The 21,797-nt window shown below is 67.7% G+C and carries 24 protein-coding genes and 1 tRNA gene; 10 read left to right on the plus strand and 15 right to left on the minus strand.

Annotated elements, in window-relative coordinates; all coding sequences use genetic code 11:
- Nucleotides 1-17: 17 nt before the first annotated feature.
- Genes KBY77_RS03310 through KBY77_RS03320 form a run of 3 tightly spaced genes read left to right on the plus strand, consistent with a single transcriptional unit; the run spans nucleotide 18 to nucleotide 2,973 of the window.
- Nucleotides 18-890 carry an ABC transporter permease gene (locus KBY77_RS03310; protein ID WP_255102173.1) on the plus strand — a complete coding sequence of 291 codons (873 nt, stop codon included), beginning with the start codon at nucleotides 18-20 and terminating at the stop codon, nucleotides 888-890.
- A gap of 8 nt (nucleotides 891-898) precedes the next feature.
- Entirely contained in the window at nucleotides 899-2,260 is a 1,362-nt protein-coding gene (locus KBY77_RS03315; protein ID WP_255102174.1) for a hypothetical protein, read from the plus strand.
- 5 nt (nucleotides 2,261-2,265) lie between these two features.
- Complete coding sequence (locus tag KBY77_RS03320; RefSeq protein ID WP_255102175.1) at nucleotides 2,266-2,973, plus strand: N-acetylmannosamine-6-phosphate 2-epimerase; 708 nt, start codon at nucleotides 2,266-2,268, stop codon at nucleotides 2,971-2,973.
- 21 nt (nucleotides 2,974-2,994) lie between these two features.
- Here the strand turns inward: KBY77_RS03320 and groL are convergent, their stop codons facing one another.
- On the minus strand, nucleotides 2,995-4,680 hold the full coding sequence (gene groL, locus KBY77_RS03325) for a chaperonin GroEL (RefSeq protein ID WP_255102176.1): 1,686 nt from the start codon (nucleotides 4,678-4,680) through the stop codon (nucleotides 2,995-2,997).
- Nucleotides 4,681-4,879: 199 nt separating this feature from the next.
- On the opposite strand from groL, the gene KBY77_RS03330 reads away from it, so the two are divergent.
- Nucleotides 4,880-5,128, plus strand: coding sequence for a hypothetical protein (locus KBY77_RS03330; RefSeq protein ID WP_006170298.1), 249 nt, complete (start codon nucleotides 4,880-4,882; stop codon nucleotides 5,126-5,128).
- Nucleotides 5,129-5,135: 7 nt separating this feature from the next.
- Here KBY77_RS03330 and fabG read toward each other — a convergent pair whose 3' ends face one another.
- Genes fabG through KBY77_RS03345 form a run of 3 tightly spaced genes read right to left on the minus strand, consistent with a single transcriptional unit; the run spans nucleotide 5,136 to nucleotide 7,951 of the window.
- Nucleotides 5,136-5,894 (minus strand): 3-oxoacyl-[acyl-carrier-protein] reductase, encoded by a 759-nt coding sequence (gene fabG, locus KBY77_RS03335; RefSeq protein WP_255102177.1) that lies wholly within the window; start codon nucleotides 5,892-5,894, stop codon nucleotides 5,136-5,138.
- 48 nt (nucleotides 5,895-5,942) lie between these two features.
- Nucleotides 5,943-7,073 carry a TrkA family potassium uptake protein gene (locus KBY77_RS03340; RefSeq protein WP_255102178.1) on the minus strand — a complete coding sequence of 377 codons (1,131 nt, stop codon included), beginning with the start codon at nucleotides 7,071-7,073 and terminating at the stop codon, nucleotides 5,943-5,945.
- Between the two features lie 29 nt (nucleotides 7,074-7,102).
- Entirely contained in the window at nucleotides 7,103-7,951 is an 849-nt protein-coding gene (locus tag KBY77_RS03345) for a glycosyltransferase family 9 protein (RefSeq protein WP_255102179.1), read from the minus strand.
- A gap of 78 nt (nucleotides 7,952-8,029) precedes the next feature.
- Here KBY77_RS03345 and ispD point away from each other — a divergent pair, with 78 nt between their 5' ends.
- Nucleotides 8,030-8,719, plus strand: coding sequence for a 2-C-methyl-D-erythritol 4-phosphate cytidylyltransferase (gene ispD, locus KBY77_RS03350; RefSeq protein ID WP_255102449.1), 690 nt, complete (start codon nucleotides 8,030-8,032; stop codon nucleotides 8,717-8,719).
- Here the strand turns inward: ispD and KBY77_RS03355 are convergent.
- Nucleotides 8,716-9,627, minus strand: a complete 912-nt coding sequence (locus tag KBY77_RS03355; protein WP_255102180.1) for an LD-carboxypeptidase — start codon at nucleotides 9,625-9,627, stop codon at nucleotides 8,716-8,718. The genes ispD and KBY77_RS03355 overlap by 4 nt on opposite strands.
- The gene (locus KBY77_RS03360; RefSeq protein ID WP_255102181.1) at nucleotides 9,624-10,505 is read right to left on the minus strand and encodes a 4-hydroxybenzoate polyprenyltransferase; all 882 of its coding nucleotides are present in this window, start codon (nucleotides 10,503-10,505) and stop codon (nucleotides 9,624-9,626) included. The genes KBY77_RS03355 and KBY77_RS03360 overlap by 4 nt, the downstream gene beginning before the upstream one ends.
- A gap of 111 nt (nucleotides 10,506-10,616) precedes the next feature.
- Here KBY77_RS03360 and KBY77_RS03365 point away from each other — a divergent pair, with 111 nt between their 5' ends.
- Together KBY77_RS03365 and KBY77_RS03370 are read left to right on the plus strand one after the other, a co-directional pair.
- Complete coding sequence (locus tag KBY77_RS03365; protein ID WP_255102182.1) at nucleotides 10,617-12,245, plus strand: Ppx/GppA phosphatase family protein; 1,629 nt, start codon at nucleotides 10,617-10,619, stop codon at nucleotides 12,243-12,245.
- A gap of 68 nt (nucleotides 12,246-12,313) precedes the next feature.
- Nucleotides 12,314-12,733 carry a tellurite resistance TerB family protein gene (locus KBY77_RS03370; RefSeq protein ID WP_255102183.1) on the plus strand — a complete coding sequence of 140 codons (420 nt, stop codon included), beginning with the start codon at nucleotides 12,314-12,316 and terminating at the stop codon, nucleotides 12,731-12,733.
- 40 nt (nucleotides 12,734-12,773) lie between these two features.
- Here KBY77_RS03370 and KBY77_RS03375 read toward each other — a convergent pair.
- From KBY77_RS03375 to petC, 5 genes are all read right to left on the minus strand, one after another.
- Nucleotides 12,774-12,845: transfer RNA gene (locus KBY77_RS03375), tRNA-Val, on the minus strand.
- A gap of 28 nt (nucleotides 12,846-12,873) precedes the next feature.
- Nucleotides 12,874-13,713, minus strand: a complete 840-nt coding sequence (gene cobM, locus KBY77_RS03380) for a precorrin-4 C(11)-methyltransferase (RefSeq protein ID WP_255102450.1) — start codon at nucleotides 13,711-13,713, stop codon at nucleotides 12,874-12,876.
- On the minus strand, nucleotides 13,713-14,606 hold the full coding sequence (gene lgt, locus KBY77_RS03385; protein WP_255102184.1) for a prolipoprotein diacylglyceryl transferase: 894 nt from the start codon (nucleotides 14,604-14,606) through the stop codon (nucleotides 13,713-13,715). Before lgt ends, cobM begins: the two co-directional genes overlap by 1 nt.
- A 36-nt stretch (nucleotides 14,607-14,642) precedes the next feature.
- A complete protein-coding gene (gene petA / locus KBY77_RS03390; RefSeq protein WP_255102185.1) occupies nucleotides 14,643-15,575 on the minus strand; it encodes a cytochrome f in 933 nt (310 codons plus the stop codon).
- Nucleotides 15,576-15,621: 46 nt separating this feature from the next.
- A complete protein-coding gene (gene petC, locus KBY77_RS03395; RefSeq protein WP_197165427.1) occupies nucleotides 15,622-16,158 on the minus strand; it encodes a cytochrome b6-f complex iron-sulfur subunit in 537 nt (178 codons plus the stop codon).
- A 148-nt stretch (nucleotides 16,159-16,306) separates the two neighbouring features.
- On the opposite strand from petC, the gene KBY77_RS03400 reads away from it, so the two are divergent.
- Complete coding sequence (locus KBY77_RS03400) at nucleotides 16,307-16,657, plus strand: DUF3067 family protein (RefSeq protein WP_255102186.1); 351 nt, start codon at nucleotides 16,307-16,309, stop codon at nucleotides 16,655-16,657.
- 12 nt (nucleotides 16,658-16,669) lie between these two features.
- Here the strand turns inward: KBY77_RS03400 and tatC are convergent, their stop codons facing one another.
- Together tatC and KBY77_RS03410 are read right to left on the minus strand one after the other, a co-directional pair.
- Nucleotides 16,670-17,485, minus strand: coding sequence for a twin-arginine translocase subunit TatC (tatC, locus tag KBY77_RS03405; RefSeq protein ID WP_255102187.1), 816 nt, complete (start codon nucleotides 17,483-17,485; stop codon nucleotides 16,670-16,672).
- Nucleotides 17,482-19,281, minus strand: a complete 1,800-nt coding sequence (locus KBY77_RS03410) for an NFACT family protein (RefSeq protein ID WP_255102188.1) — start codon at nucleotides 19,279-19,281, stop codon at nucleotides 17,482-17,484. The genes tatC and KBY77_RS03410 overlap by 4 nt, the downstream gene beginning before the upstream one ends.
- A gap of 67 nt (nucleotides 19,282-19,348) precedes the next feature.
- On the opposite strand from KBY77_RS03410, the gene gmk reads away from it, so the two are divergent.
- Nucleotides 19,349-19,924, plus strand: coding sequence for a guanylate kinase (gene gmk / locus KBY77_RS03415; protein ID WP_255102189.1), 576 nt, complete (start codon nucleotides 19,349-19,351; stop codon nucleotides 19,922-19,924).
- Nucleotides 19,925-20,015: 91 nt separating this feature from the next.
- Here gmk and psaJ read toward each other — a convergent pair whose 3' ends face one another.
- Together psaJ and KBY77_RS03425 are read right to left on the minus strand one after the other, a co-directional pair.
- A complete protein-coding gene (psaJ, locus tag KBY77_RS03420; protein WP_255102190.1) occupies nucleotides 20,016-20,132 on the minus strand; it encodes a photosystem I reaction center subunit IX in 117 nt (38 codons plus the stop codon).
- Between the two features lie 11 nt (nucleotides 20,133-20,143).
- Nucleotides 20,144-20,623, minus strand: coding sequence for a Photosystem I reaction center subunit III (locus KBY77_RS03425; RefSeq protein WP_255102191.1), 480 nt, complete (start codon nucleotides 20,621-20,623; stop codon nucleotides 20,144-20,146).
- A 77-nt stretch (nucleotides 20,624-20,700) separates the two neighbouring features.
- Here KBY77_RS03425 and tsaD point away from each other — a divergent pair, with 77 nt between their 5' ends.
- Nucleotides 20,701-21,765 (plus strand): tRNA (adenosine(37)-N6)-threonylcarbamoyltransferase complex transferase subunit TsaD, encoded by a 1,065-nt coding sequence (tsaD, locus tag KBY77_RS03430; RefSeq protein ID WP_255102192.1) that lies wholly within the window; start codon nucleotides 20,701-20,703, stop codon nucleotides 21,763-21,765.
- Nucleotides 21,766-21,797: the final 32 nt, after the last annotated feature.

Here is a 21,797-nt window from a genome sequence, read left to right on the forward strand (position 1 = left end):
TCTTCCGTCCCCCGGCCATGACCAGCGCTTCGCCCCTGACGCTCAACGCCGCCTTGCCCGATCAGGGCCCGGCCCAGCGTTCCGCCTTCGCTGACCTCAGCCAGGAGACCCTGGCCCTCACCCGCCGGTTGTTCCTGCAGCTGGCCCGACGTCCCTCCACCCTGGTGGCGGGGGTGCTGCAGCCCCTGATCTGGCTGGTGCTGTTCGGGGCGCTCTTCGCCAAGGCTCCGGAAGGTCTGCTGCCGGATGGCATGAGCTATGGCCGCTTCCTGGGAGCTGGGGTGATCGTCTTCACCGCCTTCAGTGCGGCATTAAACGCCGGACTGCCGGTGATGTTCGACCGGGAATTCGGCTTCCTGAACCGGCTTCTTGTGGCCCCGCTGCGCTCCCGCAGTTCGATTGTGTTGGCTTCGGTGCTCTACATCACCAGCCTCAGCCTGGTTCAGAGCCTGGCGATCATGGTCACAGCCTCCCTGCTGGGTTACGGCTGGCCGGGCGGCGCCGGCCTGTTGCTGGTGCTGGTGACCCTGCTGCTTCTGGTGTTTGCCGTGACGGCCCTCAGCCTGGGGCTCGCCTTCACCCTGCCGGGTCACATCGAGTTGATCGCGGTGATCTTCGTGGCCAACTTGCCCCTGTTGTTCGCCAGCACCGCGCTGGCTCCGATTTCTTTCATGCCCACCTGGCTGGGCTGGCTTGCGGCCCTGAATCCACTTACCTTCGCCATTGAGCCCATTCGCGCTGCCTACGCCGGCAGCTTTTCTCTACAGGCGGTCGTCCTGGAAGCCCCCTACGGCGATCTCACAGGTCTCACCTGTCTGGGCATACTCGCCGCTCTTGCCCTAGGCCTCTTTCTCCTGATCCGCCCTGTTTTGGATCGCAAACTCAGTTGAGTCACCCCGTGTCCACCACCGATTCCCTCCTTGCCGCAGACGCCATGTCCCAGGTCAGCACAAGGCTTTCTCCTCAGGACCTGCGCGAGGCTCTGGAGCAGCGAGACGGTGCCTTGCTCGCGGCTCACTCCCTGCGCTGGGCTCACCGCCATGGGGTCGAGGCGCTGGAGAGTCTGATCCAGGACCAGGCTCTTGATGAGACTGCCCGACTCTGGTGGCGCGAACAACTGGTGAGCCCAACCCCTGCTGCAGTTGGCACACAGGCTCTCCTTTGGTCCCAGCCAGCAGAGGCGGTCGCGACCTCCTCGGCGACGGAGCCCTTGCTCACTCACCCTGTCGATGAGGATTCAGTCCCCCTGCCCGCGGAATGGCTGGTGCCGACCAGGGTTGAGAAGCAGCAGCAGCATCAGCCGGAGCCTGAGCTGGAGCCTGCAGCAGCAGCCATTGACGATGGCGAGGCTGTTGAGCCTGAAGTGATGCACCTTGACGTGGCGGAAGTTGAACCTGCTGCCTTTGAGCCCGTCGCTGCTGAGCCCTCTGGTCTTGAGCCGGCGGCCGCTTCGGCCCCAGAGCCGCTGCCGCCCCTGGCCGAGGCCTTCGGCCCGATTCCCGGACTCGAACCCTTGCCCAGCTTCAACGTCCAGGCCATCTTCGCGATGCAGTCGGAGTTGGCGGAAAGGCCCCTGGCCCCCCCGATCGTCCCGCCTGTGATGGCCGCAGTCCTGCCCGAAGAGCTGCAATTGGAGGCCTTCCCGACGGTGGAGGCTCAGTTCCAGAATGAAATTCAGACTGAACTCCAGGCTGAACCCCTGGTTCCACTCAAGGAGGAGCTTTCAGCAGAAGCAATCCCGATTCCGACGGCCCTCATTCCAGCTGCTTCCGCTCCGGCGGAGCAGGCTCCCGAGAAGCCTGCTCCGCCTCGTCGTAATCCCTTCTCCCGCCTGCGTGGCTTGCTCAAGGACTGTGTCGAGGAGGTGGCAAGCACCTTCGGCAACGACGATGAATCGGCCTTCAAACCCGTGGAACCTGCGGCGGCATCAGCTGAGGCGCCGCTGATCGGCGAGTACCAGGCCGCACCAGATGTCTCTGCTCCTCCCCATCCATTCCTTGACGCTTTTCCGTCCCAGCCGCCCGCACCTCGGGCCCCGATCGCCCCACCGCCCTTCGCTCTGCAGCAGCCTCCTCAGCCCACCAGGCAGGACCAGGGGCGGTGGCGTGGCGAGCGCAACAGCTCCTCCGGCCGTGGTGCTCGGTCTAACCGGCCGGCGCCCGGATCGACCGCACCCGCTCCCAGCCATCCCGCCCTCGACTCACTGCGTTCGTGGCTGCCGGACGCTCTGGAGCAGGACGACCAACGTCAGGCCTCCTGAGGACTGTGGCCGTTGATTCGAGGCTCCTTCGTGGAGCGCTGCAGGGTCGCCTGATCGTCTCAGTCCAGGCCCCCCAGGGGTCGCCGATGCGTGATCCCTCGGTGATCGCCGCGATGGCGGAGGCCAGCCTGGCCAATGGTGCGCTCGGAGTTCGCCTTGAGAGCCCGGAGCACATCGGTGCCGTGAGACAGCGCTGCCCCGGGGCCCTGATCGTGGGTCTCTGGAAGCGGGTCTACCCCGACAGCTCCGTGTACATCACGCCTGGATGGGAGGAGATGCGTGCGGTATGGGCAGCGGGGGCCGACATCGTGGCCATCGATGCCACCGTCAGGCACCGCCCGGCGGGGGAGGCACTGGCGAGCCTGATCGAGCGGGCCCAACGTGATCTGAAGGTTCCCCTGATGGCCGATGTCGACAGCCTCGAGAACGGCCTGCGAGCGTCGGCTCTCGGCTGCCAGTGGGTGGGCACCACCCTGCTGGGCTACACCGAGGCCACGGCAGAACTTCGCCCCCCGGCCTGGGAGCTGCTGCCGCTTTTGCGCCAGCAGCTGCCCCCTGAAACTGCCCTGATCTGCGAAGGGGGAATCGCTTCGGCAGACCAGGCGGTCAGAGCGATCAAATCTGGAGCGGACGCCGTGGTCGTTGGCACCGCAATCACTGGGGTGGATCTGCAGGTGGCCGCCTACGTGGGGCGGATGGACGCAGGCCGCTGAAGCAGCGGCCTGCGGGCAGGCTCACATCATTCCGGGCATGCCCATGCCACCCATGCCACCCATGCCACCCATCCCTCCCATGCCACCCATACCGCCCATGCCGTCCATTCCGCCACCGCCACCGGCGGGGGCCGGCGGTTCCGGTTTGTCCGTGATCACCACTTCGGTGGTGATCAGCATCGCGGCGATTGAAACGGCGTCCTGCAGGGCAAGGCGCACCACCTTGGCGGCATCAAGGATGCCGACGGCCACCATGTCGTCGTAGGCGCCGGTCATGGCGTTGTAGCCCTTGCCCAGGCGCTGGGCTTCTGCCACCACCACCGAGCCGTTGGCGCCGGCATTCTCGGCGATCTGACGGGCTGGGGCCGACAGGGAACGCTGCACGATCTCAGCGCCGGTGCGCTCATCTCCGCTCAGGTCGGCGATCAGCGAGTCGAGTTCGCTGGCCAGTTGCAGCAACGTGGATCCACCGCCCGCCACGATTCCCTCCTCCACCGCAGCCCGGGTGGCATTGAGGGCGTCTTCGATGCGCAGCTTGCGGTTGCGCAGCTCGGTTTCGGTGGGCGCGCCCACCTTGATGACGGCCACTCCGCCAGCCAGCTTGGCCAGGCGTTCGTTCAGCTTCTCGCGGTCGTACTCGGATTCGGTGGCTTCCAGTTCACGGCGGATCGAGGCCACGCGATCGGCCACGGCGGCGCTGTGGTCCTCGGTGCCCACGATCGTGGTGGTGTCCTTGCTGATCGTGATCCTGCGCATGCGGCCGAGATCAGCCAGGGCCACCTTCTCGAGGGTCATGGCCCGGTCCTCGCTGATCAGGGTGGCGCCTGTGAGGATGGCGATGTCCTGGAGCATGGCCTTGCGGCGGTCGCCGAATCCTGGCGCGCGCACGGCCGCAACCTGCAGCACCCCACGGTTCTTGTTGACCACAAGGGTGGCGAGCGCCTCCCCCTCCACGTCCTCGGCCAGGATCACCAGGGGTGAACCGGCTCGGGAAACGGCCTCCAGCACCGGCACCAGATCATTGATGCTGCCGATCTTGCGATCTGTCACCAGCAGCAGGGCGTTGTCGTACTCGCACACCTGGCGGTCGCCATCGGTGACGAAGTAAGGGGAGGAATAGCCCCGATCAAAGGCCATGCCCTCGGTGACCTCCAGCTCCGTGGAGAGGGAGCGGGATTCCTCCACGGTGATCACCCCGTCGGTGCTCACCGTGTCCATGGCTTCGGCCACCATCCGGCCCACTTCCTCGTCGCCACCGGAGCTGACTGTGGCCACCTGACGGATGGCGTCGCCGGCCACGGGCTGGGAGAGGGCGGCGATGCCCTCCACCACCCGGGCGGCGGCCCGCTCCATCCCGCGGCGAAGCCCCACCGGGTTGGCGCCGGCGGCCACATTGCGGAGTCCCTCGTGCACCAGTGCCTGGGCCAGCACCGTGGCGGTGGTGGTGCCATCGCCCGCCTGATCCTTGGTCTTGGAGGCCACCTGCTGCATCAGCCGGGCTCCCACATTCTCGAAAGGATCCTCCAGGCTGATTTCCTTGGCGATCGTCACCCCGTCATTGACGATGTCGGGTGCCCCGAAGGACTTCTCCAGCACCACGTTGCGGCCCTTCGGTCCGATCGTGACCCGCACGGCATCCGCCAAGGCGTTCACCCCCCGCTCGAGCGAGCCCCTGGAGGCGTCGGAAAAACTGATCAGCTTGGCCATCGGTCGTGGAGGAGGTGGAGAAGGGCTGATGCCGGGGTGGAGCGACCTCCCAGGCGGAAATGGGTACGGCCTCCGTACCCAATTGGATTCAGCGTCCCACAGCGGCTGTGGCCCAGTCAGGGGACTGCGGGTGGGGAAAGCCGAATCGCACGCCCACCCGGGCGCTGCGGCCGGCTCCATCTGTCGATAGGGTCCTTCCATGGAGGAGAACCTGCGCGCCAGCCTTTCGGCGTCGGTGGCCGATGCGCTAACCGACCCCGCGATCGACACGGTCTCGGGGGCCAGTCTGATGGTGTTCCTGGTCATCGCCGGCCTTGGGCTGGCGATGGCTCTGGTTTACGTGCCTCTGCGGCTCTTTCTCACCATCACGGCCCGCAGCCGCCGGCTGCGGCTGTTGCAGCGAATCCGCCGCTTGCGGGAGGAGCTGGGGCAGCCGATCCAGTCGTGATCGTGCCTCAGCGCATCACTAAGCCGCCATCCACCTGCAGCACCTGGCCGGTCATGTAGGCCGCGGCGGGATCGGCGGCCAGAAAGCGCACCACACCGGCCACGTCCTCGGGCTGACCGAGGCGGCCCAGGGGAATGGCCGCCTGGATCCGCTCCACGTCCAGGTCCTTGGTCATGTCGGAGGCGATGAAGCCGGGGGCCACGGCGTTGACGGTGACCCCACGGCTGGCCAGCTCGGCGGCAGTGCTGCGGGTGAAGCCGATCACCCCGGCCTTGGCGGCGCTGTAGTTGGCCTGGCCGGGGTTGCCCATCAGCCCCACCACTGAAGTGATGTTGATGATCCGGCCGCTGCGGGCCTTGAGCATGGTGCGGCAGACAGCTCGGGTGCAGAAGAAGACGCCGCTGAGGTTGAGGTCAATCACGCTCTGCCAGTCGGTGGTCTTCATGCGCATCAGCAGCCCGTCACGGGTGATGCCGGCGTTGTTCACCAGCACGTCGAGTCGGCCGCTGCGCTCCAGCACCTGCTTGACCATGGCGTCCACCTCCGCCTCCTGGGAGACATCGGCGCGGTGACTCCAGGCCCGGCCGCCGGCGGCGGTGATGGCCGCCACCACCGCATCGGCGGCGTCAGCGGAGGCGGCAAAGTTCACCACCACCTCCGCTCCGCTGGCGGCCAGCTCAAGGGCGATGGCCCGTCCGATGCCACGGCTGGCTCCGGTGACGAGAGCCACCTGGCCCGTGAGTGGGGCAACAGCGGATCCGGTCATCGGCAAGCCAGCAGGGAGGGAGTGATCGTATGCGCCTCATGGCCGTACTCAGTTGGTCATCGCTTCGACCCCCTCCACGGCTGGGCCCAGCAGCTGGGCGAGGCGTTGGAGTTCCTCCTTGCTGCCCATCACCACCAGCAGCTGGCCCGGCAACAGCCTCACATCACCGTTGGGGTTGGCAATCAGCTTCGGGGGAAGGGGCGTGCTGGTGATGCCGCGGTACACAGATGGGTTGTTCACCTTCGGAGCGGGCATGCGCACGGCCAGCACCAGGGCACCGGTGCGCTTGCGCAGTTCCAGCTCGGCCAGGGTGCGGCCGTTGAGATCCCCCAGCAGCTGGCCGTTGCTGCTGATCTGAAACTCCTCCACCTCGCACTCCGATCCCGCCAGCAGGTCCATGAACTGCACCGCCAGGGGCCGCAGGGCCGTTGCTGCCATGCTGCGCCCGCCGGCCACGTAGGGACTCACCACCTGATCGGCCCCGGCCAGCCGCAGTTTGCGCGCCGCCTCATCGCTGTCGGAGCGGGCGATCAGGCGGCAGCGGGGGGCGATGCCCCGTGCACTGAGCACCACATAGAGATTGGCGGCGTTGCTGGGCAGGGCGGCCACCAGGCTGCGGCAGTGGTGAATGCCGGCTTCCAGCAGGGTTTCATCGAGGGTGGCATCGGCCTGAAGCACGGGAAGGCCGCTCTCCTCGGCGGCATCCTTGCGGGTCTGATCCATCTCCACCACCAGCAGCGGTACGCCCTCGGCGGTGATCTGGTCGGCGATCTCCCGGCCGATGCGGCCATAGCCGCAGAGAATCACATGGTCATTCATCGTGAGAAGCCAGCGGCGGAAGCGGAGTTCGCGCATCCGGCGGAAGTAGCCGGAATCGGTGAGCCCAAGCAGGCCCTGGATGGTCATCTGCACCACCACCAGCCCTCCGGCGATCGAGAGGGTGGTCACCACACGTCCGGCCCCCGAGAGGGGCTGGGTGGTGCCGTCGCTCCAGCCCAGGGTGGTGAGGATCACCAGCACCATCCAGTAGCAGTCGCCCCAGTCCCAGCCCTCGGTGAAGCGGTACCCCGCTGCCGAGAAATTCACCAGGGCCACCAGGGCGATCAGGGGGGTTCGCCAGGGTTGTCGGATCCGGGATGAGGGAGGCCTGGGGCGTCGGCGCCTGGTGAGTGGAGGCATCCGAGGGCCCGGGGTTGATGAGTGGACGCTTAGCCCAGGCCAAGGGCCTGCAGGACGTCAGCAACATCGAGCTCGTGCAGGGACGAGGCCAGACCGAGTCCTTGTACACCCGCTCTGACGGGCAGGCTGTCGCGACTGCGACCCAGGGCTACAAGGGGGGTGCCGCTGAGCAGGGCCAGTTCGGTGGTGATCGGGTCACGGCTGAGCACCACGTCGGCGGCGGCCACCTGGGCGGCCCGCTCAAGGGGGCTGCCATCACGGCGGGCCTGCTGCACGCGCAGCTGGGGAAGCCGGGTCCGGATCGCCTCCGGCAGCTCCTGCCAGCGCTGGGTCGGCCAGTCGGGTTCCGCCGCCGTGGGCTGGGGGTCAGGGGCCAGCAGCAGCAGCGGGCCATCGCCTGCCGGCGCGGCAGCCACCGCCTTCTCCAGGGCGGCTTTGGGCAGGCTGAGGCGGTAGCCGGCCGCATCGAGGGGCACACCGATCGGCCGCAGCCAGGCCTCGAGTGTCTGGTTGGGCCAACCCGGCTGGCGGCTGACGGTGGTGGTTGCTGAGAAGCCCCCTGTGGCGATACGGGTGGGGATGTGGCCGAGGGACAGCATCAGATCGATCGGCCAGCCGCTGCCCAGGTTCAGGCAGACCTGGAAATCGGGCTCGCGCACCCCCCCCAGCAGGTTGGCCCAGTCGGCCAGGCTCACCCCCTGATCGAAGCCGTAGCCAAGCACTTTCTCCACGGCCGGTACCAGCTTCCAGGCAGCAGCCACCCCAGCGCTGCAGGCAACCTGCACCTGGGCATGGAGGTGGCTGGCGACGGCGGCCACCGCCGGAACGGCCTGCAGCTGGGTTGCCATGCCGCCCGGGATCAGTACAAGTACACGCATCGGAGCGGTGGCTGGAAGGCGGCGGGCGGCCTGATTGTATGAATCTGGTCTGGTTTGTCCGCTGCGCGGGAGTCCCTTGTGCATTTGCTGATCGCCGCTGCAGGCAGTGGCCGCCGTATGGGCGGTGAGCGCAACAAGCTGCTGCTGCCCGTGGCAGGGCGCCCCGTCCTGGCATGGACCCTGGAGGCGGCCCTGGCCACGCCCGAAATCAGCTGGATCGGGGTGGTGGGCCAGAGCAGGGATCAGGCGGAGGTGGAGGCAGTGGTGGCGGCTGCGGGGCCTGAGTGCCCCGTGCACTGGATCGAGGGCGGGGACACCCGCCAGGAGTCGGTGCGCCTCGGTCTGGCTGCTCTGCCTCCAGACGCTGAAGCGGTGTTGATCCACGATGGTGCCCGCTGCCTGGTTGAGCCGGAGCTGATCAGCCGGTGCGCCGCCGCTGCCGCCCGGGGGGAGGCTGTGATCGCCGCGGTGCCGGTGTCGGACACGATCAAACGGGTGGCGGCCGATGGCTCCATCGAGGACACCCCCGATCGCCAGGTGCTCTGGGCGGCCCAGACCCCCCAGGGTTTTCCCCTGGCCCAGCTGCTCCTCGGCCATGCCACGGCAGCGGCCGAGGGCTGGAGCGTCACCGACGACGCCTCCTTGTTCGAGCGCCTGGGCTGGCCGGTGCGGGTGATCGAGGCCTCGGCCTCAAACATCAAGCTCACCACCCCCTTTGATCTCGTCATCGCCGGGGCGGTGTTGGCTGCCCGCAGCGGCGGGGCCTAGAGCAGCAGGCTCAGCTCCCCGCACTCCCCATCCAGGCGGCAGGGCACCCCCAGGGGCAGGGCGCCGTTGCCGGGCTCATGGCCTACGGGGAGGTCTGCGAGCACGGGGATGCCGAGATCCGCGGTGCGTTCGCGCAGCACCTGCTCGAGGCTGAACCGTTCACCGGCTGATACCCCCTCACCGTCGGGCTCCTCACATCCCTGAAAGCTGCCGAAGCCGATCCCGGCCAGCTGCTGCAGCGCGCCGCAGAGGCGCCAGTGGGTGAGCATGCGCTCGATCCGGTAGGGGGCCTCGCCCACGTCTTCCAGGATCAGCACCGCCCCCCTGAGGTCGGGCAGGTGCTGCGTGCCCAGGAGATGGGTGGCGACGGTGAGGTTCGCCACCAGCAGTGGTCCTTCGGCCCGCCCGCCCCGCCATGGGGTTCCCTGCAACGCTCCCGGCGCTTCCCCGAAGAGCAGCCGGCGCAGGCGATCCTGGCTCCAGGGCGGCTCGGCCGCCAGGGTGGTGACCATGGGGCCATGGACCGCGCCGCGCCGCCCCCGGGCCTGCTGGGCCAGCAGCAGGGAGGTCACATCAGAGAAACCCAGCAACCAGCACTCAGGCAGGGACAGCGACTGCTCCAGCAGGCGGGCCGCTCCCCAGCCGCCTCGCACACAGGCCAGCAGGGCCGCCGTTTCGCCATTGGTGGCAGAACCATCCGGGAGCAGGTCGGAAAGACGTTCATGGTCCCTGCCGGCCAGATACCCCCAGCGCCGCTCCGGGGCGAAGGGGAGCTCCACCTTCAGTCCCCAGCTCTCGAGCACGGCGATGCCCGTTTCCAGCCGCTGGCGTTCCGCCAGGGCAGAGCTGGCCGCCACCAGCCTCACCCGATCCCCCGGCCGCAGGGGGGGTGGCAACCAGTCGCTCATGCCCCTCGCCCCAGCACCAGGGCCAGCAGCAGCAGGGCGCCGAGTTGCACCTGGCGGCTGAAGTGCTCCCCGTAGCGGGAGCGCGGCGGTTGCCCCCGCAGGCGCTGGGCTTCCCGCTGCATGCCTGCGGCGGCGAGGGTCCACAGGGGCCAGAAGATCCAGCTCACCCCGGCGTTGGTTGCTGCCATCGCCAGCAGCAGGGCGGCTGCTCCATAGCTGAGGGCCACAGCGGTGGGGGCGCTATCCCCCAGGCTGAGGGCACTGCTGCGCACCCCCAGGGCGGCATCATCCGCCCGGTCGGCCATGGCGTAGACGGTGTCGAAGCCGAAGGTCCACAGCAGGGTGGCCAGCCAGGCGAGCGGCAGGGGCCAGCCTCCCCCCAGAGCGGCCGTGGCTGCGGCCCAGGGGATCAGCACCGCGAACCCCCAGCAGAAGGCCAGCACCAGCTGGGGATAGGCAAACCAGCGCTTGGCCGAGGGATAGAGCAGCACCGCTGGCAGGGTGGCCACCGCCAGGGTCAGGCAGAGGCCGCGGCTGGGCGCCGGCAGAGCCAGCACCACTGTCAGCGCGACCAGCAGACAGACCAGCAGCAGCAGCACCGCCTCGACCACGCCCACCTGGCCACTGGCCAGGGGGCGCGTGCGGGTGCGCTCCACCAGTGGATCGATGCGCCGGTCCCAGAGGTCATTGGCAACGCAGCCGGCACCGCTCACGGCCAGCCCGCCGGCCACGATCAGGCCCACCAGGTAGGGAGCTGGCGGGGCCTGGGGGGTGAGCCAGAGGGCCCAGCCGGCCGGGATCAGCAGGATCAGACGTCCGCTGGGCTTGTGCCAGCGCAGCAGCTCGAACCAACCCCGCAGGGAGGCGCGGATGTTCATCGGCGCAGGTTACGGCGCTTCGGGGCTGGGGATGCCTGGGGCAGCGACATGGGGCGAATGGTTGCGGGCTTCGGTGGCAAAGTGGCGCGGTCAGTGCCGGCTGGTCGCCCGATGGTCCCTCCCGACCCCGCCGTCACGGTGGTCGCTCCCGTCAGCCAGGGCTCAGGCACTGGGCTACGGCATGTGGCGGCCATCGACATCGGCTCGAACTCCATCCACCTGTTGATCGCGGCGGTGGACCCGGAGTTGCGCAGCTTCCGCCTGGTGCTGGCGGAGAAGTCGTCCACCCGGCTGGGAGAGCGGGATCCCGAAACGGGAGACCTCACCCCCGAGGCGATCGAGCGCGCCTTCATCGCCCTGCGACACTGCCGTCAGCTGGCCGAGAGCCACGGCGTTGAGCAGATTCTCACGGCCGCCACCAGCGCGGTGCGGGAGGCGCCCAACGGAAGACTGTTCGTGCAGGCAGTCCAGGAGCAACTGGGTCTGGAGGTGGATCTGGTCAGCGGCCAGGAGGAGGCTCGCCTCATCTATCTCGGGGTGCTCTCGGGCATGGCCTTCGGTGACACCCCCCACCTGATCCTCGACATCGGCGGTGGCTCCACCGAGCTGATCCTGGCTGACGGGGCTGATGCCCGTGAACTCACCAGCACCCGCATCGGTGCAGTGCGACTGCAGCGTGACTTCATCCGCGAGGACCCGATGCCGGCAGCCCGGCTCACCTTCCTGCGGGCGTTCATCCAGGGTTCCCTGGAGCCGGCTGTGGAGCGCGTGAAGCGTCAGCTGCGGCCGGGGGAGGTGCCGGTGATGGTGGGCACCAGCGGCACCGCCACGGCCCTGGCGGCACTGGTGGCCTCCGAACAGGAGCGCCCCCCCCTGCGCCTGCAGGGATTCCGCATGAGCCGGGAGCAGATCAATCAGCAGGTCAACCGGCTGACGACCCTGACGCCGGAGCAGCGGCGCTCCTTGCCGGCCATCAATGAGCGCCGCGCTGAGATCATTGTGCCGGGGGCGCTGGTGCTGCAGCAGGCGATGGCGATGCTGCAGGTCGGGGAAATGGTGATCAGCGAGCGGGCCTTGCGTGAAGGGCTGATCGTCGACTGGATGCTCCGCCACGACCTGATCGTGGATCGCTTTGCCTACCAGAGCAGCATCCGCCGTCGCACGGTGCTGCAGCTGGCCCAGCGCTACGGCGTCGTCCAGGCACGTGCGGATCGGGTGGCCCAGCATGCTCTCAGCCTCTACGACCGCTGTCGCGGGGTGCTGCACCACGACGAAGGAGAGGGGCGACAACTGCTCTGGGCCGCGGCGATGCTGCATGCCTCGGGCCAGCACATCAACATCGGGGCCTACCACAAGCACAGCTGGTATCTGATCCGCCATGGCGACCTGCTCGGTTACTCCGAAACCGAGCAGCTGATGGTGGCGGCGATTGCCCGCTATCACCGCCGCAGCCTCCCCAAGAAGCGCCACGAGGCCTGGCTTCTGCTGCCGGGCCGGGAGCAGAGGCGCACTGTCAATGCGATGGCGATGCTTCTGCGGCTGGCCGCTTCCCTCGATCGCCGTCCCACGCCTGCGGTGGCGGGCCTGCGGATCGCCTGCAGCACCAGTGAGCTGAGCATCGGGCTCGAGCCGGCCTCACCCCTGGATCTGAGCCTGGAGCGTTGGAGCCTGCAGGGGTGCGCCGAGCCCCTGGCGGAGGCAACAGGGGTGCGATTGCTGGTGGAATCCGACAGCCGGTAGCGACGACGACCGCATGATTGGTCCAGCTTTCGCCATGACATATGAAGGACATTCGAGCCGCCAGTTCCATGGATTCTCCGACCGCCTTCGTGGCCGTGGCCCTTGCCGCCGTGTCCTGGGATGGGGTGCTTACCCGCGCCGGTTCCCGGGCCCTGCGCCACTCCCTCGACTACCGCGTGCCCTTCAATCAGATGGGAGATGCGGTGATGATTCAGCTGTTCGACCAGTTGCTCGCTGACCTGCGCCGAGATGGTGCACCGATCCTGATGGCCCGCGCGGCTCTGCAACTCGATCCGCACGAGCGCCGCACCGCCTTTGCGGTGGCGGCTGAGATCATGCGCTCCGACGGGCCGTTGGTGCCCGAGGAACAACAGATCCTCTCCGATCTCGCTGCTCAGCTTGAGATACCTGACAGCGAAACAGCCCGGATTCTTGAGGTGATGGACATCCTGCATGCCGAACTGGTCTGCAGTCCGGTGGCGGCCTGATCCTGAGAGGCGGGCCTCGGCCCCGGCCTGAACTGAAGAATGGGCGATACTGGATTCGAACCAGTGACCCCTTCCGTGTGAAGGAAGTGCGCTACCGCTGTGCTAATCGCCCGCACCCGTTGATCCTAAAACACCGCGGTTCAGCTCACTGATCCCGCTGCCTGCACCGCTTCAGGCTCGGCTGAGTCTGAAGCGGTTGCAGCCCGGAACAGGTGATCATGGCTCGGGGAGTACAGCCGGGAGCGAGCCTGATCAGGCGCGGCCAAGGCTGGGCTCACCACATACAGGGTGGTGCGGATCAGCTGTCGCTCTCGGCTCACAGCCGCCATCTGCTCCAGCGGCACCACCTGCAGCCACTGATCCGGCCAGCTCACCCGGTAGCCGATAGCCACCGGGGTGTCGGCGGGGTAGTGCTCCAGTAACTCCTGCTGAACCGACTCCACATGGCGGGCGCTCAGGTACAGGCAGAGGGAAGCCCGCAAGGAAGCCAAGTGTGCCAGTGATTCCCGCTCCGGCACCCCGGTGCGCCCACCCGCACGGCTGAGCACGATGGTCTGGACCAGCCCCGGAATGGTGAGCTCGGCCTTGAGAGCGGCGGCGGTGGCCTGGTAGGCGCTCAGGCCAGGCACCACCTCCACCTCGAGCCCTGATTCGCTCAGGCGGCAGATCTGCTCCGCCAGGGCTCCGTAGAGGCAGGGATCGCCATCGTGCAGGCGCACCACCCGCAAGCCGGACCGTGCCCGCTCCACCACCAGATCGATCACCTCTTCCAGGGTGAGTGTGCTGGTGCGGATCCGTTCGCAGTGCGCTGGGGCCAGGGCGGCGATCTGGGGCGAAACCAGTGAATCCGTCCACACCAGGACATCAGCGGCTTCAACGGCGCGCGTTGCCCGCACGGTCATCAGATCGACGGCGCCGGGGCCTGCACCCACTATCAGTACAGGGCTGGTGGCACCTGGCGCTGGGGTCGACGGTTCGATCAAGAGGGGTTCCGCGGCAGGAGTGGAGCACCGCCCGGGTCTGGCAAGGGGCGGTCCTGGCCGTAGATCCGCCAGAGGCCGAAGCTGCCGAGAGTGATCAGCAGCAGGCTCATGAGCTGGGCCATGCGCAGGCCTCCCTCACAGAAGGGCGGCGTGGAGAAAAGACAGAGTGGGTCGGTGCGCAGCCCCTCAATCCAGACTCTGCCGAGGCTGTAGCTCACCAGATAGACGCAGCTCAGGGCGCCGGGCGGCAAGGGGATGCGGCCTTTGAGCCCTGCGCGGAACAGCGCCAGCAGCAAGGCAACCACAGCGAGGTTCCAGATGGATTCGTAGAGGAATGTGGGGTGGAAATACTGCTGATCGAGAAACTGTGCCGGCCTGTTGAGGGCGGGTATGTAGAGCTTCCAGGGGAGGTCGGTTGGAAGGCCGAAGGCCTCTGAATTGAAGAAATTGCCCCAGCGCCCGATCGCCTGGCCGAGGGCAACGGAGGGCACCAGCACATCCAGCAGGTTCCAGAACGCCAGCTTGCGCCAGCGGCAGTAGGCGATCACCGCAAGGGTGCCGGCGATCAGAGCCCCGTGGATTGCGATGCCGCCGCGCCAGATGGCCAGCGCCTCCAGCCAGTTGAGCTGATACTGACGCCACTCCAGCAACACGTAATAGAGGCGGGCGCCCAGCACAGCGGCCAGCACCAGCAGTGGCAGCAGGTCAGCGATCAGGGCGGGGTCGATGCCTCGGGCCTTGCCCAGCCGGGTGGCCAGCAGCAGACCTACCAGCACTGCCAAGGCGATCAGCAGGCCGTACCAGCGCAGGGAAAAGGGGCCCAGCTGAACAATCAGGGGACCCGGTGAGGTGAAAACAGCCAGGGCAGTGGCCGGGGAGAGAAACTCCAACGAATGCACTCAGGCGAACGGCATGGTGAACAACGCTCAGATGCCCTCGGCGGCCTGGACTTTCTCCACCTGCTTCTTCTTCAGCACCAGCATGATCTGGGCCAGAGCCACCGCCGCGAAGAAGGCGAGCATCCCGTAGATACGGAAAGGATTCTGGAGGACGATTTCAGCATCGAGCTGACCGAAGCCACCCACGTTGGGGTCATCTGAGATAGGGGCACCTGCGCTGACGCTGTCACCCACCGCCACGGTGAGGGTTGGGCCGGCGGGAATGGTTTCGCTCACGCTCTGACCATCGGCGGTGCTGATCTCCACCACGGAAGCACCGTTCTCTCCAGGGGTGATGGCGGCCACTGTGCCGTCCACGGAAGCGTTGAAGACGCCGTTATTGCTCTTCTCACCAGTGGGATACACCTGGCCACGGCCTCGATTGCCCCCAACGTGGATCGAATACTTGCCGAAGTGAATGGAGCTGTCGCTGCCGGGATCAGGCGAGAGGATCGGGAAGACGATCTCCTGGTGCTGGTCGCCAGGCAGGGGGCCCACCAGAAGAATGTTGGGATCGTTGTCGCTGTACTGGGTGAAGTAAACACCAGCGGTTTCTTCCTTCAGCTCCTCGCTCAGTCGCTCAGGAGGAGCGAGCTTGAAGCCATCTGGGAGCATCACCACCGCCCCCACGTTCAGGCCGGAACGGCTGCCGTCGGCTCCCACCTGCTGCACCGAGGTGTCGTAGGGAATCTTGACCACCGCCTTGAAGACGGTGTCGGGCATCACAGCCTGGGGCACCTCCACCTGGGTGGCCTTCTTGGCCAGGTGGCAGTTCGCGCAAACGATCTTGCCGGTGGCTTCGCGGGGGCTGGCGTAATTCTGCTGGGCCCAGAACGGGTAGGCCCAGCTGGCCTGGGGAGCGACCAGGAGGGCAGAAGCGACGAGCAGGGAGCTCAGCAGCAGGGAGAGGGAACGACGCATGGTGGGTGGGCGAACGGGCGACGAAGGAAAGGGAGAACGGGGTGGATCAGGCCCACCAGGGCTTGTCGCCGGTCCGGAAGTCGGTGTCGCTCCACTGGCTCAGGAACACGGTGTCGTTCTCGACCGTGACGTTGGCCAGAGCCAGGGAGAGGGGTGCCGGCCCGCGCACCACCTTGCCGGTGGCGTCGTACTGACTGCCGTGACAGGGGCACATGAACTTGTTGGCGCCGCTGTTCCAGGGCACGACGCAGCCCAGGTGGGTGCAGATGGCGTTGATGCCGTAGCTGCCGATCGCTTCGGGACCTTCCACCAGCAGGTAGGTGGGATCACCCTTGAGCCCCTGCACCAGGCTGCGGTCTCCTTCCTTGTGGGTGGAGAGCCAGCCGGTGGCGGTGACGGTGTTGCCCAGCTCATCCTTGGCTGTGGTGCCGCCGCCACTGCCAGCGGCCCTGGGGGGGATGAAGTAGTTGACCACCGGGTAGAGAGCGCCAAGGGCAACCCCTGTGACCGTGCCGAAGGTGAGCAGATTCATGAACTGCCGACGACCCATTCCGGGCACATCGCTCACAGGGATCTGGGTCATACGAGGCGTTCCTTGGTGCCGAAGCAACGTGCCGATCATTATGACCGTTGCACCTCCGGCCCCAGGCGGCCAGATCGGGCGTCTGATCAGCTGCCGCAACATGCTGTTGTGACTTCCACCGCTGCGCTCCTCCTCGCCGTCCTCGCCGTTGTCCGATCCCGCCGCTCCCTTCGCCCCGGCGCCTCTTCGTTATGAGGAGGTGATCACGTTGCTGCGCTCCCGCTGGCAGGCCTCCTACGACCTGCAGCTGGTCCAGCGCCGCGGTCGCTTGTACCTGCAGGTGATGTGGGCTTATCTAGAGCAGCAGTCTTTCCCGCTCGATGCCGCCGGCTACGAAGCCCGTCTGCGGGAGCTGGTGGAGGTGCTCAACAACCTGCAGGTGGCGGAGCAGGTGAGGGAGTGGCTGAGCACCACGAGAGATCGGCCGCGGCTCGGCAAGGCGATGAGCCTGGCTCTGGAGCCGGCAGCGGATGGGCGCAGCAGTGAATTCCTGCTCTGACCTCAGAGCGTTTCAGGAAGGCTCAGGCCTCACCTGCTCCACCAGGGCCACAAGCGCCACCCCGATCAGGAACAGGGCCGTGATTGCTCCAGTGAGAAGCAACATCGTCACCGGGTCGGTGGAGGGGGTGAGGACGGCACCGGCCAGGGCCGAGCCCAGGACCACCCAGCGCCAGGCACCCAGCATGGTGCGGGATCCCACCAGCCCGAAGGCCCCGAGCAGCAGCTGCAACACCGGCAGCTCGAAGGCCAGTCCGGTGGCCACCATCAGCAGCAGTACGAAGTCGAGGTAGCGCTCGATCGACCAGATCGGCTCCACCACATCGGCCCCGTAGTTCACCAGGAAGCGCAGGGCAGCGGGTACCAGAGCCCACCAGGCGAAGGCCAGGCCAGCCATGAACAGCACCGCCGATGCCGCCACTGCCGGGGCCACCAGTCGTCGCTCGCGCCGGGTGAGCCCGGGCAGCACGAAGGAGAGCAGCTCATAGAGGATGTAGGGGAGCACCAGGGTGAGTCCGGCGTAGCCGGCCACCTTCAGGGAGACGAACAGGAATTCGCCAGGTGCCAGCTGCAGAAAGCGCATGCCTACCGCCGGCACCTGCAGCACACGCACCAGGGGGCGCACCAGCACCAGGCAGACGGCCGCCGAAACCACCAGGGCCAGCAGGCTGCGCAGCACGCGCCACCGCAGCTCCTCCAGGTGTTCCACCAGGGTCATCTCCACTTCTGCGGGGAACTCATCCGGGCGGCTGACGCGGATGGGTGCCGGCGCGGGCAGAGCGGTTCCGGATGCTCCGCCGCTGGCTGTGGATGGGGTTGGTTCGCTCATGGCCCTGGCTCCGCTGGGACCTTAGGCACAGATTCCGCCGCCGCGAGCCAGTGGGCGGCCCGCTGGGGCGAGGCCCAGACCACCTCCCCGCCCTTGTGGGTCACGGTGCCGGCGGCAGCCCCGGCAAGGCGTTGCAGTTGATCGCAGGGCACCTTCAGCACCGGCACGCGCCCATTGTGACGAGCTCGGCTGAAGTGGGCGGCCAGATCAGCGGCCAGCTGGAGGTCGGCGTCGGCTGCCACACATGCCGAGGCCTTGAGCATCACGTGACTGCCCGGGCATTCCTGGGCGTGGAACCAGAGATCGCCACGGCGGGCCTGGCGCAGGCTGATCCACTCGTTCTGGCGGTGGTTGCGGCCCACCTGCACCCGCAGGCCCCCGGGGGTGAGCAGCTCCAGGGGGGACGGGGTGCTGGCAGGGCCTGGGCGGGGCGGACCGCGGCGGCCGGAGCGGCGCCCTTCAGCAACTCCCCTGGCCAGCAGCTCCTCGCTCTCCTGCTCAAGGGCCTCCAGCTGGCTGAGGGCGTCCTCCAGATCCACGACATGGTTGCCTTGGCCGGGGCTGATCTCCAGGCTGTGCAGGGCGAGGAAGGCCAGGCTGGCGTCGATTCGCTCCAGCTGGCGCTGATGCAGCTCCAGCCGGGGGGTGATCGAGACCACCGAGCGCCGCAGCCGCCGGGCCCGCCGGTAGAGGGCCTGGGCCTCGGCCACCTGCTCGCGGCTGGGGGCCTCCAGACAGAGCAGGGCGTCGGCTTGCCGGCTCAGTTCATCCCCGCTCTCCACCTCATCGAGCAGGGCCTGCTGCTGCTGCCGCTGGCGTTCCTCCCGCTCCCGGGCCGCCAGCAGTTTCAGCTCCAGGCTGGCCCGGCGTCGCTGCAGTTCCCCCTGGCCGAGCCTATTGCGGTAGTAAGCCGCCAGGGGGGCGTTCACGGGCCCACGGCTGGCGGTCCCCCAGCAGCGGTAGTGGCTGGAGCCGCCAGAGCCAGTCGTTGAGTCACATTCTTCCCAGCCGAAGCGCTCCTGCTCCAGGTCCTGCAGCCAGCGCTGCCAGCGCGCCCAGAGGTGATCCCAGTGCTCTTGCCTGAGTTCGCCCACCGGTTGGGCCAGCAACTCCACCGCCGGCACCGGCGCCCCATCGGCAAGCTGCAGCGCCAGGGCTGGACTGATCCCCTGGTAACTCTGTTGCAGGGCCTGACGCAAGGACACCGGCACCAGCTGCAGCCGCCGCAGCCAGCGTTCCTGGGGCTCCTTGAGGCTGGGTGGATCCGACTGCAGGGCCGGCGGGCGCACATAGCTGGAGCCACTGGCGATCGGCCGCAGCCGTGACTGCTGCTCCCGCACCTGGCGGGCCAGGCTCACCACCCGTCCCTGGGCATCGAGCAGGAACACGTTGCTGTGGCGGCCCATCAGCTCAACCACCAGACGGCGGCCACTTGGTTCCCCGGGCCGGGGGGCGAAATGCAGATCCACCACCCGCTCGAAGCCCTCCTGCTCGATCGCCACCAGGGCCAGTCCCGCCAGGCCGTGCTGCAGAACGCGGGCCAGGGTGCTGCCATCCCCGTGCTTGGGCGGCGGATCGATCGCCAGCAATCGGGGGGCCGTCGCCAGCCAGCTGATCTCCAGCCAGCGCATCCCGCTCAGGCCGCGCAGCCCCAGCTGCAGGGTGTGAGGATTGGGCTGCTGAGCCTTCTCGAAGCGGGCCGGCACCAGCAGGGGACGCAGCTCCGCCAGCACCGCCCGCAGGGTGGTGAGATCCATGGCCTGGATGGCCGGGTTTGGCTGTGTCTGGGGCGCCATGGGCGGCCGCTCCACGCCGGAGCGTGCGGTTGGATCCCTCTACTCTGCTGGCCAGCCGATGACCCCCATGGGATCGCCTTCAACGCCAGGACGGCTCACCGTGATCAGCGGCCCCAGCGGTGTGGGCAAGGGGACGCTCGTGGCGGCTCTTCTGCAGCGCCATCCCGACCTCTGGCTGTCGGTGTCGGCCACCACCCGTGCGCCCAGGCCCGGTGAGATCGATGCAGCCACCTATCACTTTCTCGATCGCGAGCGCTTCGAGTCCCAGGTGCAGATGGGTGGTTTTCTGGAGTGGGCCGAGTTTGCCGGCAACCTCTATGGCACGCCGCGCCTTCCTGTCGAGCAGCATCTGGCCAAGGGACAACCGGTGTTGCTGGAGATCGAGCTTGAGGGGGCCCGTCAGGTGCGGCGCAGCTTTCCGGCCGGGTTTCAGGTGTTCATCAAGCCCCCCAGTTTTGAGGAACTGGAGCGGCGCATCCGTGGGCGGGGCACCGACAACGAGGAGGCCATCAAGCGGCGGCTGGCGCGCGCACGCCAGGAACTCCTGGCCGAGTCTGAGTTTGACGCCGTGTTGGTGAACGCCGACCTTGGCATGGCCCTGCAGGAGCTGGAGCTGCTGCTGGGGTTCGGTGACCCCGTCTGATATACCTGCCATGAAGGAGGGAGCAACAGACATGAAAAAAGCGGCCGGTTGAAGGGCCGCTTTGAGCGATCAATGAGGCCTGATGCAGGCTTCAGAGAGGGTGGAAGATCAGATCAGGGAAGAAGCGGAAAATCTCGATTGTGATCCCGGCTGTGAGCGTGAACCAGACGGCGGCCACAACGGGGGCGGTGGTGAGGAATTTCTTCATGGTTCCAGGAATCAGCGGGGGGAAACGGTCACTTTGGCGTCGGCTTCCACCATTTTTCCGCCGGTGAACTCACTGAAGGCTGCCAGGGGCCAGACGGCGGCGGAGAGGGTGGATTTGAACGCCAGCGGCAGATCGATCTGGATTTCACGCATGGTGGCGTCCTTGCTGCCGCGGATGGCAATCAGGTAGCTACGGCCGGCCCAGCCGATCGTGCCAGCGATGTACAGGAAGAGGAGGCCCGGGATCAGGAAATCACCGGCATGGCTGAAGCGGCCATCGACGATCAGACGGGGCAGTCCATCGGTGCCACAGAGGGCCTGGCTGTAGTTCGCGAACCGGGCCTTGGCCTGGTCGGTGGTGGCTTGGCTTGCCCGCTGCTGGAAGCGGGGGCTTTCAGCACAGGGGGTCAGCCCCGCCAGATCGGCGTGCGCCATGGGGGCGAAGCCGAAAATCAGGAAGGCTGAAATCAGAACAGCAAAGAGACGGCGCATCGTGTCCGGTGCTGGGATTAAGACCTGCGGGAAGGCAGGATGTCACACGCGGACAGTAGGGGACTTCCCTGGAGCCCATGCCCACCGTTCTGGCCGTCGAAACAAGTTGTGACGAGTCCGCCGCCGCCGTCGTGCGCGATCGCCAGGTGCTCGCCAGCGCTGTGGCCTCCCAGGTGGAGGAGCACGCCCGCTGGGGGGGTGTGGTGCCGGAAATCGCCTCCCGGCGCCATGTGGAGGCCCTGCCCCAGCTGGTGGAGAGGGTGATGGCGGAGTCTGGGCTGAACTACGCCGATCTCGACGCAATCGCCGCCACGGTGGCGCCGGGGCTGGTGGGGGCCCTGCTGGTGGGATCGATCACCGGTCGCACCCTTGCCCGCCTGCACGGCCTGCCCTTTCTGGGGGTGCACCACCTTGAGGGGCACCTCTGCTCGGTGCAGCTGGGGGAGCCGCTTCCACCAGGCCCTTACCTGGTGCTGCTGGTCAGCGGCGGCCACACGGAGCTGGTGCGGGTCGATGGGGTCGGCTCGTACCAGCGGCTTGGACGCAGCCATGACGACGCGGCCGGGGAGGCCTTCGACAAGGTGGCGCGGCTGCTGGGACTGGGCTACCCAGGCGGCCCCGCCATCCAGGCGGCGGCCGCCGCCGGCGATTCCCAACGCTTCCCCTTGCCCAAGGGCCGGGTGTCCAGGCCAGAGGGTGGGTTCCATCCTTACGACTTCAGCTTCAGTGGTCTCAAGACCGCGGTGCTGCGGCTGGTGCAGCGCCTCGAGCAGGAGCCGCAGGAGCTTCCTGTGGCCGACATCGCCGCCAGTTTCGAGCGGGTGGTGGCGGAGGTGCTGGTGGAGCGCAGCTGCCGCTGCGCTCTGGATCAGGGGCTGGACACGGTGGTGCTGGTGGGCGGAGTGGCTGCCAACCGCCGCCTGCGCCAGGCCATGGAGGAGCGCTGCGCCGTCCTCGGCCTGCAGTGGCGCGTGGCTCCCCTGGCCTACTGCACCGACAACGCCGCCATGATCGGCGTGGCAGGCGCGGCCCGACTGGCCAGCGGGGACCGCAGCGGCTGCGATCTGGGGGTGATGGCACGCCTTCCGCTCGAGCAGGCCGGCAGCCTTTACGAAACGCGGTCCGGATATAAGTCGCCTTAGAGTATTGGTAACTCTGTCTTGGGACGAGAACA

The sequence above is a fragment of the Synechococcus sp. Cruz-7E5 genome (genome assembly GCF_024345995.1).
Classification (GTDB): Bacteria; Cyanobacteriota; Cyanobacteriia; order PCC-6307; family Cyanobiaceae; genus Regnicoccus_A.

What these genes read in the sequence shown, in the direction of transcription:
- KBY77_RS03360 (WP_255102181.1), bottom strand. Translation starts at nt 10,505, where the DNA reads ATGAACATCCGCGCCTCCCTGCGGGGTTGGTTCGAGCTGCTGCGCTGG.
- KBY77_RS03310 (WP_255102173.1), top strand. Translation starts at nt 18, where the DNA reads ATGACCAGCGCTTCGCCCCTGACGCTCAACGCCGCCTTGCCCGATCAG.
- KBY77_RS03410 (WP_255102188.1), bottom strand. Translation starts at nt 19,281, where the DNA reads ATGGCGCCCCAGACACAGCCAAACCCGGCCATCCAGGCCATGGATCTC.
- tsaD (WP_255102192.1), top strand. Translation starts at nt 20,701, where the DNA reads ATGCCCACCGTTCTGGCCGTCGAAACAAGTTGTGACGAGTCCGCCGCC.
- tatC (WP_255102187.1), bottom strand. Translation starts at nt 17,485, where the DNA reads ATGAGCGAACCAACCCCATCCACAGCCAGCGGCGGAGCATCCGGAACC.
- KBY77_RS03425 (WP_255102191.1), bottom strand. Translation starts at nt 20,623, where the DNA reads ATGCGCCGTCTCTTTGCTGTTCTGATTTCAGCCTTCCTGATTTTCGGC.
- psaJ (WP_255102190.1), bottom strand. Translation starts at nt 20,132, where the DNA reads ATGAAGAAATTCCTCACCACCGCCCCCGTTGTGGCCGCCGTCTGGTTC.
- petA (WP_255102185.1), bottom strand. Translation starts at nt 15,575, where the DNA reads ATGCGTCGTTCCCTCTCCCTGCTGCTGAGCTCCCTGCTCGTCGCTTCT.
- fabG (WP_255102177.1), bottom strand. Translation starts at nt 5,894, where the DNA reads ATGACCGGATCCGCTGTTGCCCCACTCACGGGCCAGGTGGCTCTCGTC.
- groL (WP_255102176.1), bottom strand. Translation starts at nt 4,680, where the DNA reads ATGGCCAAGCTGATCAGTTTTTCCGACGCCTCCAGGGGCTCGCTCGAG.
- gmk (WP_255102189.1), top strand. Translation starts at nt 19,349, where the DNA reads ATGGGATCGCCTTCAACGCCAGGACGGCTCACCGTGATCAGCGGCCCC.
- KBY77_RS03370 (WP_255102183.1), top strand. Translation starts at nt 12,314, where the DNA reads ATGGATTCTCCGACCGCCTTCGTGGCCGTGGCCCTTGCCGCCGTGTCC.
- KBY77_RS03365 (WP_255102182.1), top strand. Translation starts at nt 10,617, where the DNA reads ATGGTCCCTCCCGACCCCGCCGTCACGGTGGTCGCTCCCGTCAGCCAG.
- petC (WP_197165427.1), bottom strand. Translation starts at nt 16,158, where the DNA reads ATGACCCAGATCCCTGTGAGCGATGTGCCCGGAATGGGTCGTCGGCAG.
- KBY77_RS03345 (WP_255102179.1), bottom strand. Translation starts at nt 7,951, where the DNA reads ATGCGTGTACTTGTACTGATCCCGGGCGGCATGGCAACCCAGCTGCAG.
- KBY77_RS03355 (WP_255102180.1), bottom strand. Translation starts at nt 9,627, where the DNA reads ATGAGCGACTGGTTGCCACCCCCCCTGCGGCCGGGGGATCGGGTGAGG.
- KBY77_RS03340 (WP_255102178.1), bottom strand. Translation starts at nt 7,073, where the DNA reads ATGCCTCCACTCACCAGGCGCCGACGCCCCAGGCCTCCCTCATCCCGG.
- KBY77_RS03330 (WP_006170298.1), top strand. Translation starts at nt 4,880, where the DNA reads ATGGAGGAGAACCTGCGCGCCAGCCTTTCGGCGTCGGTGGCCGATGCG.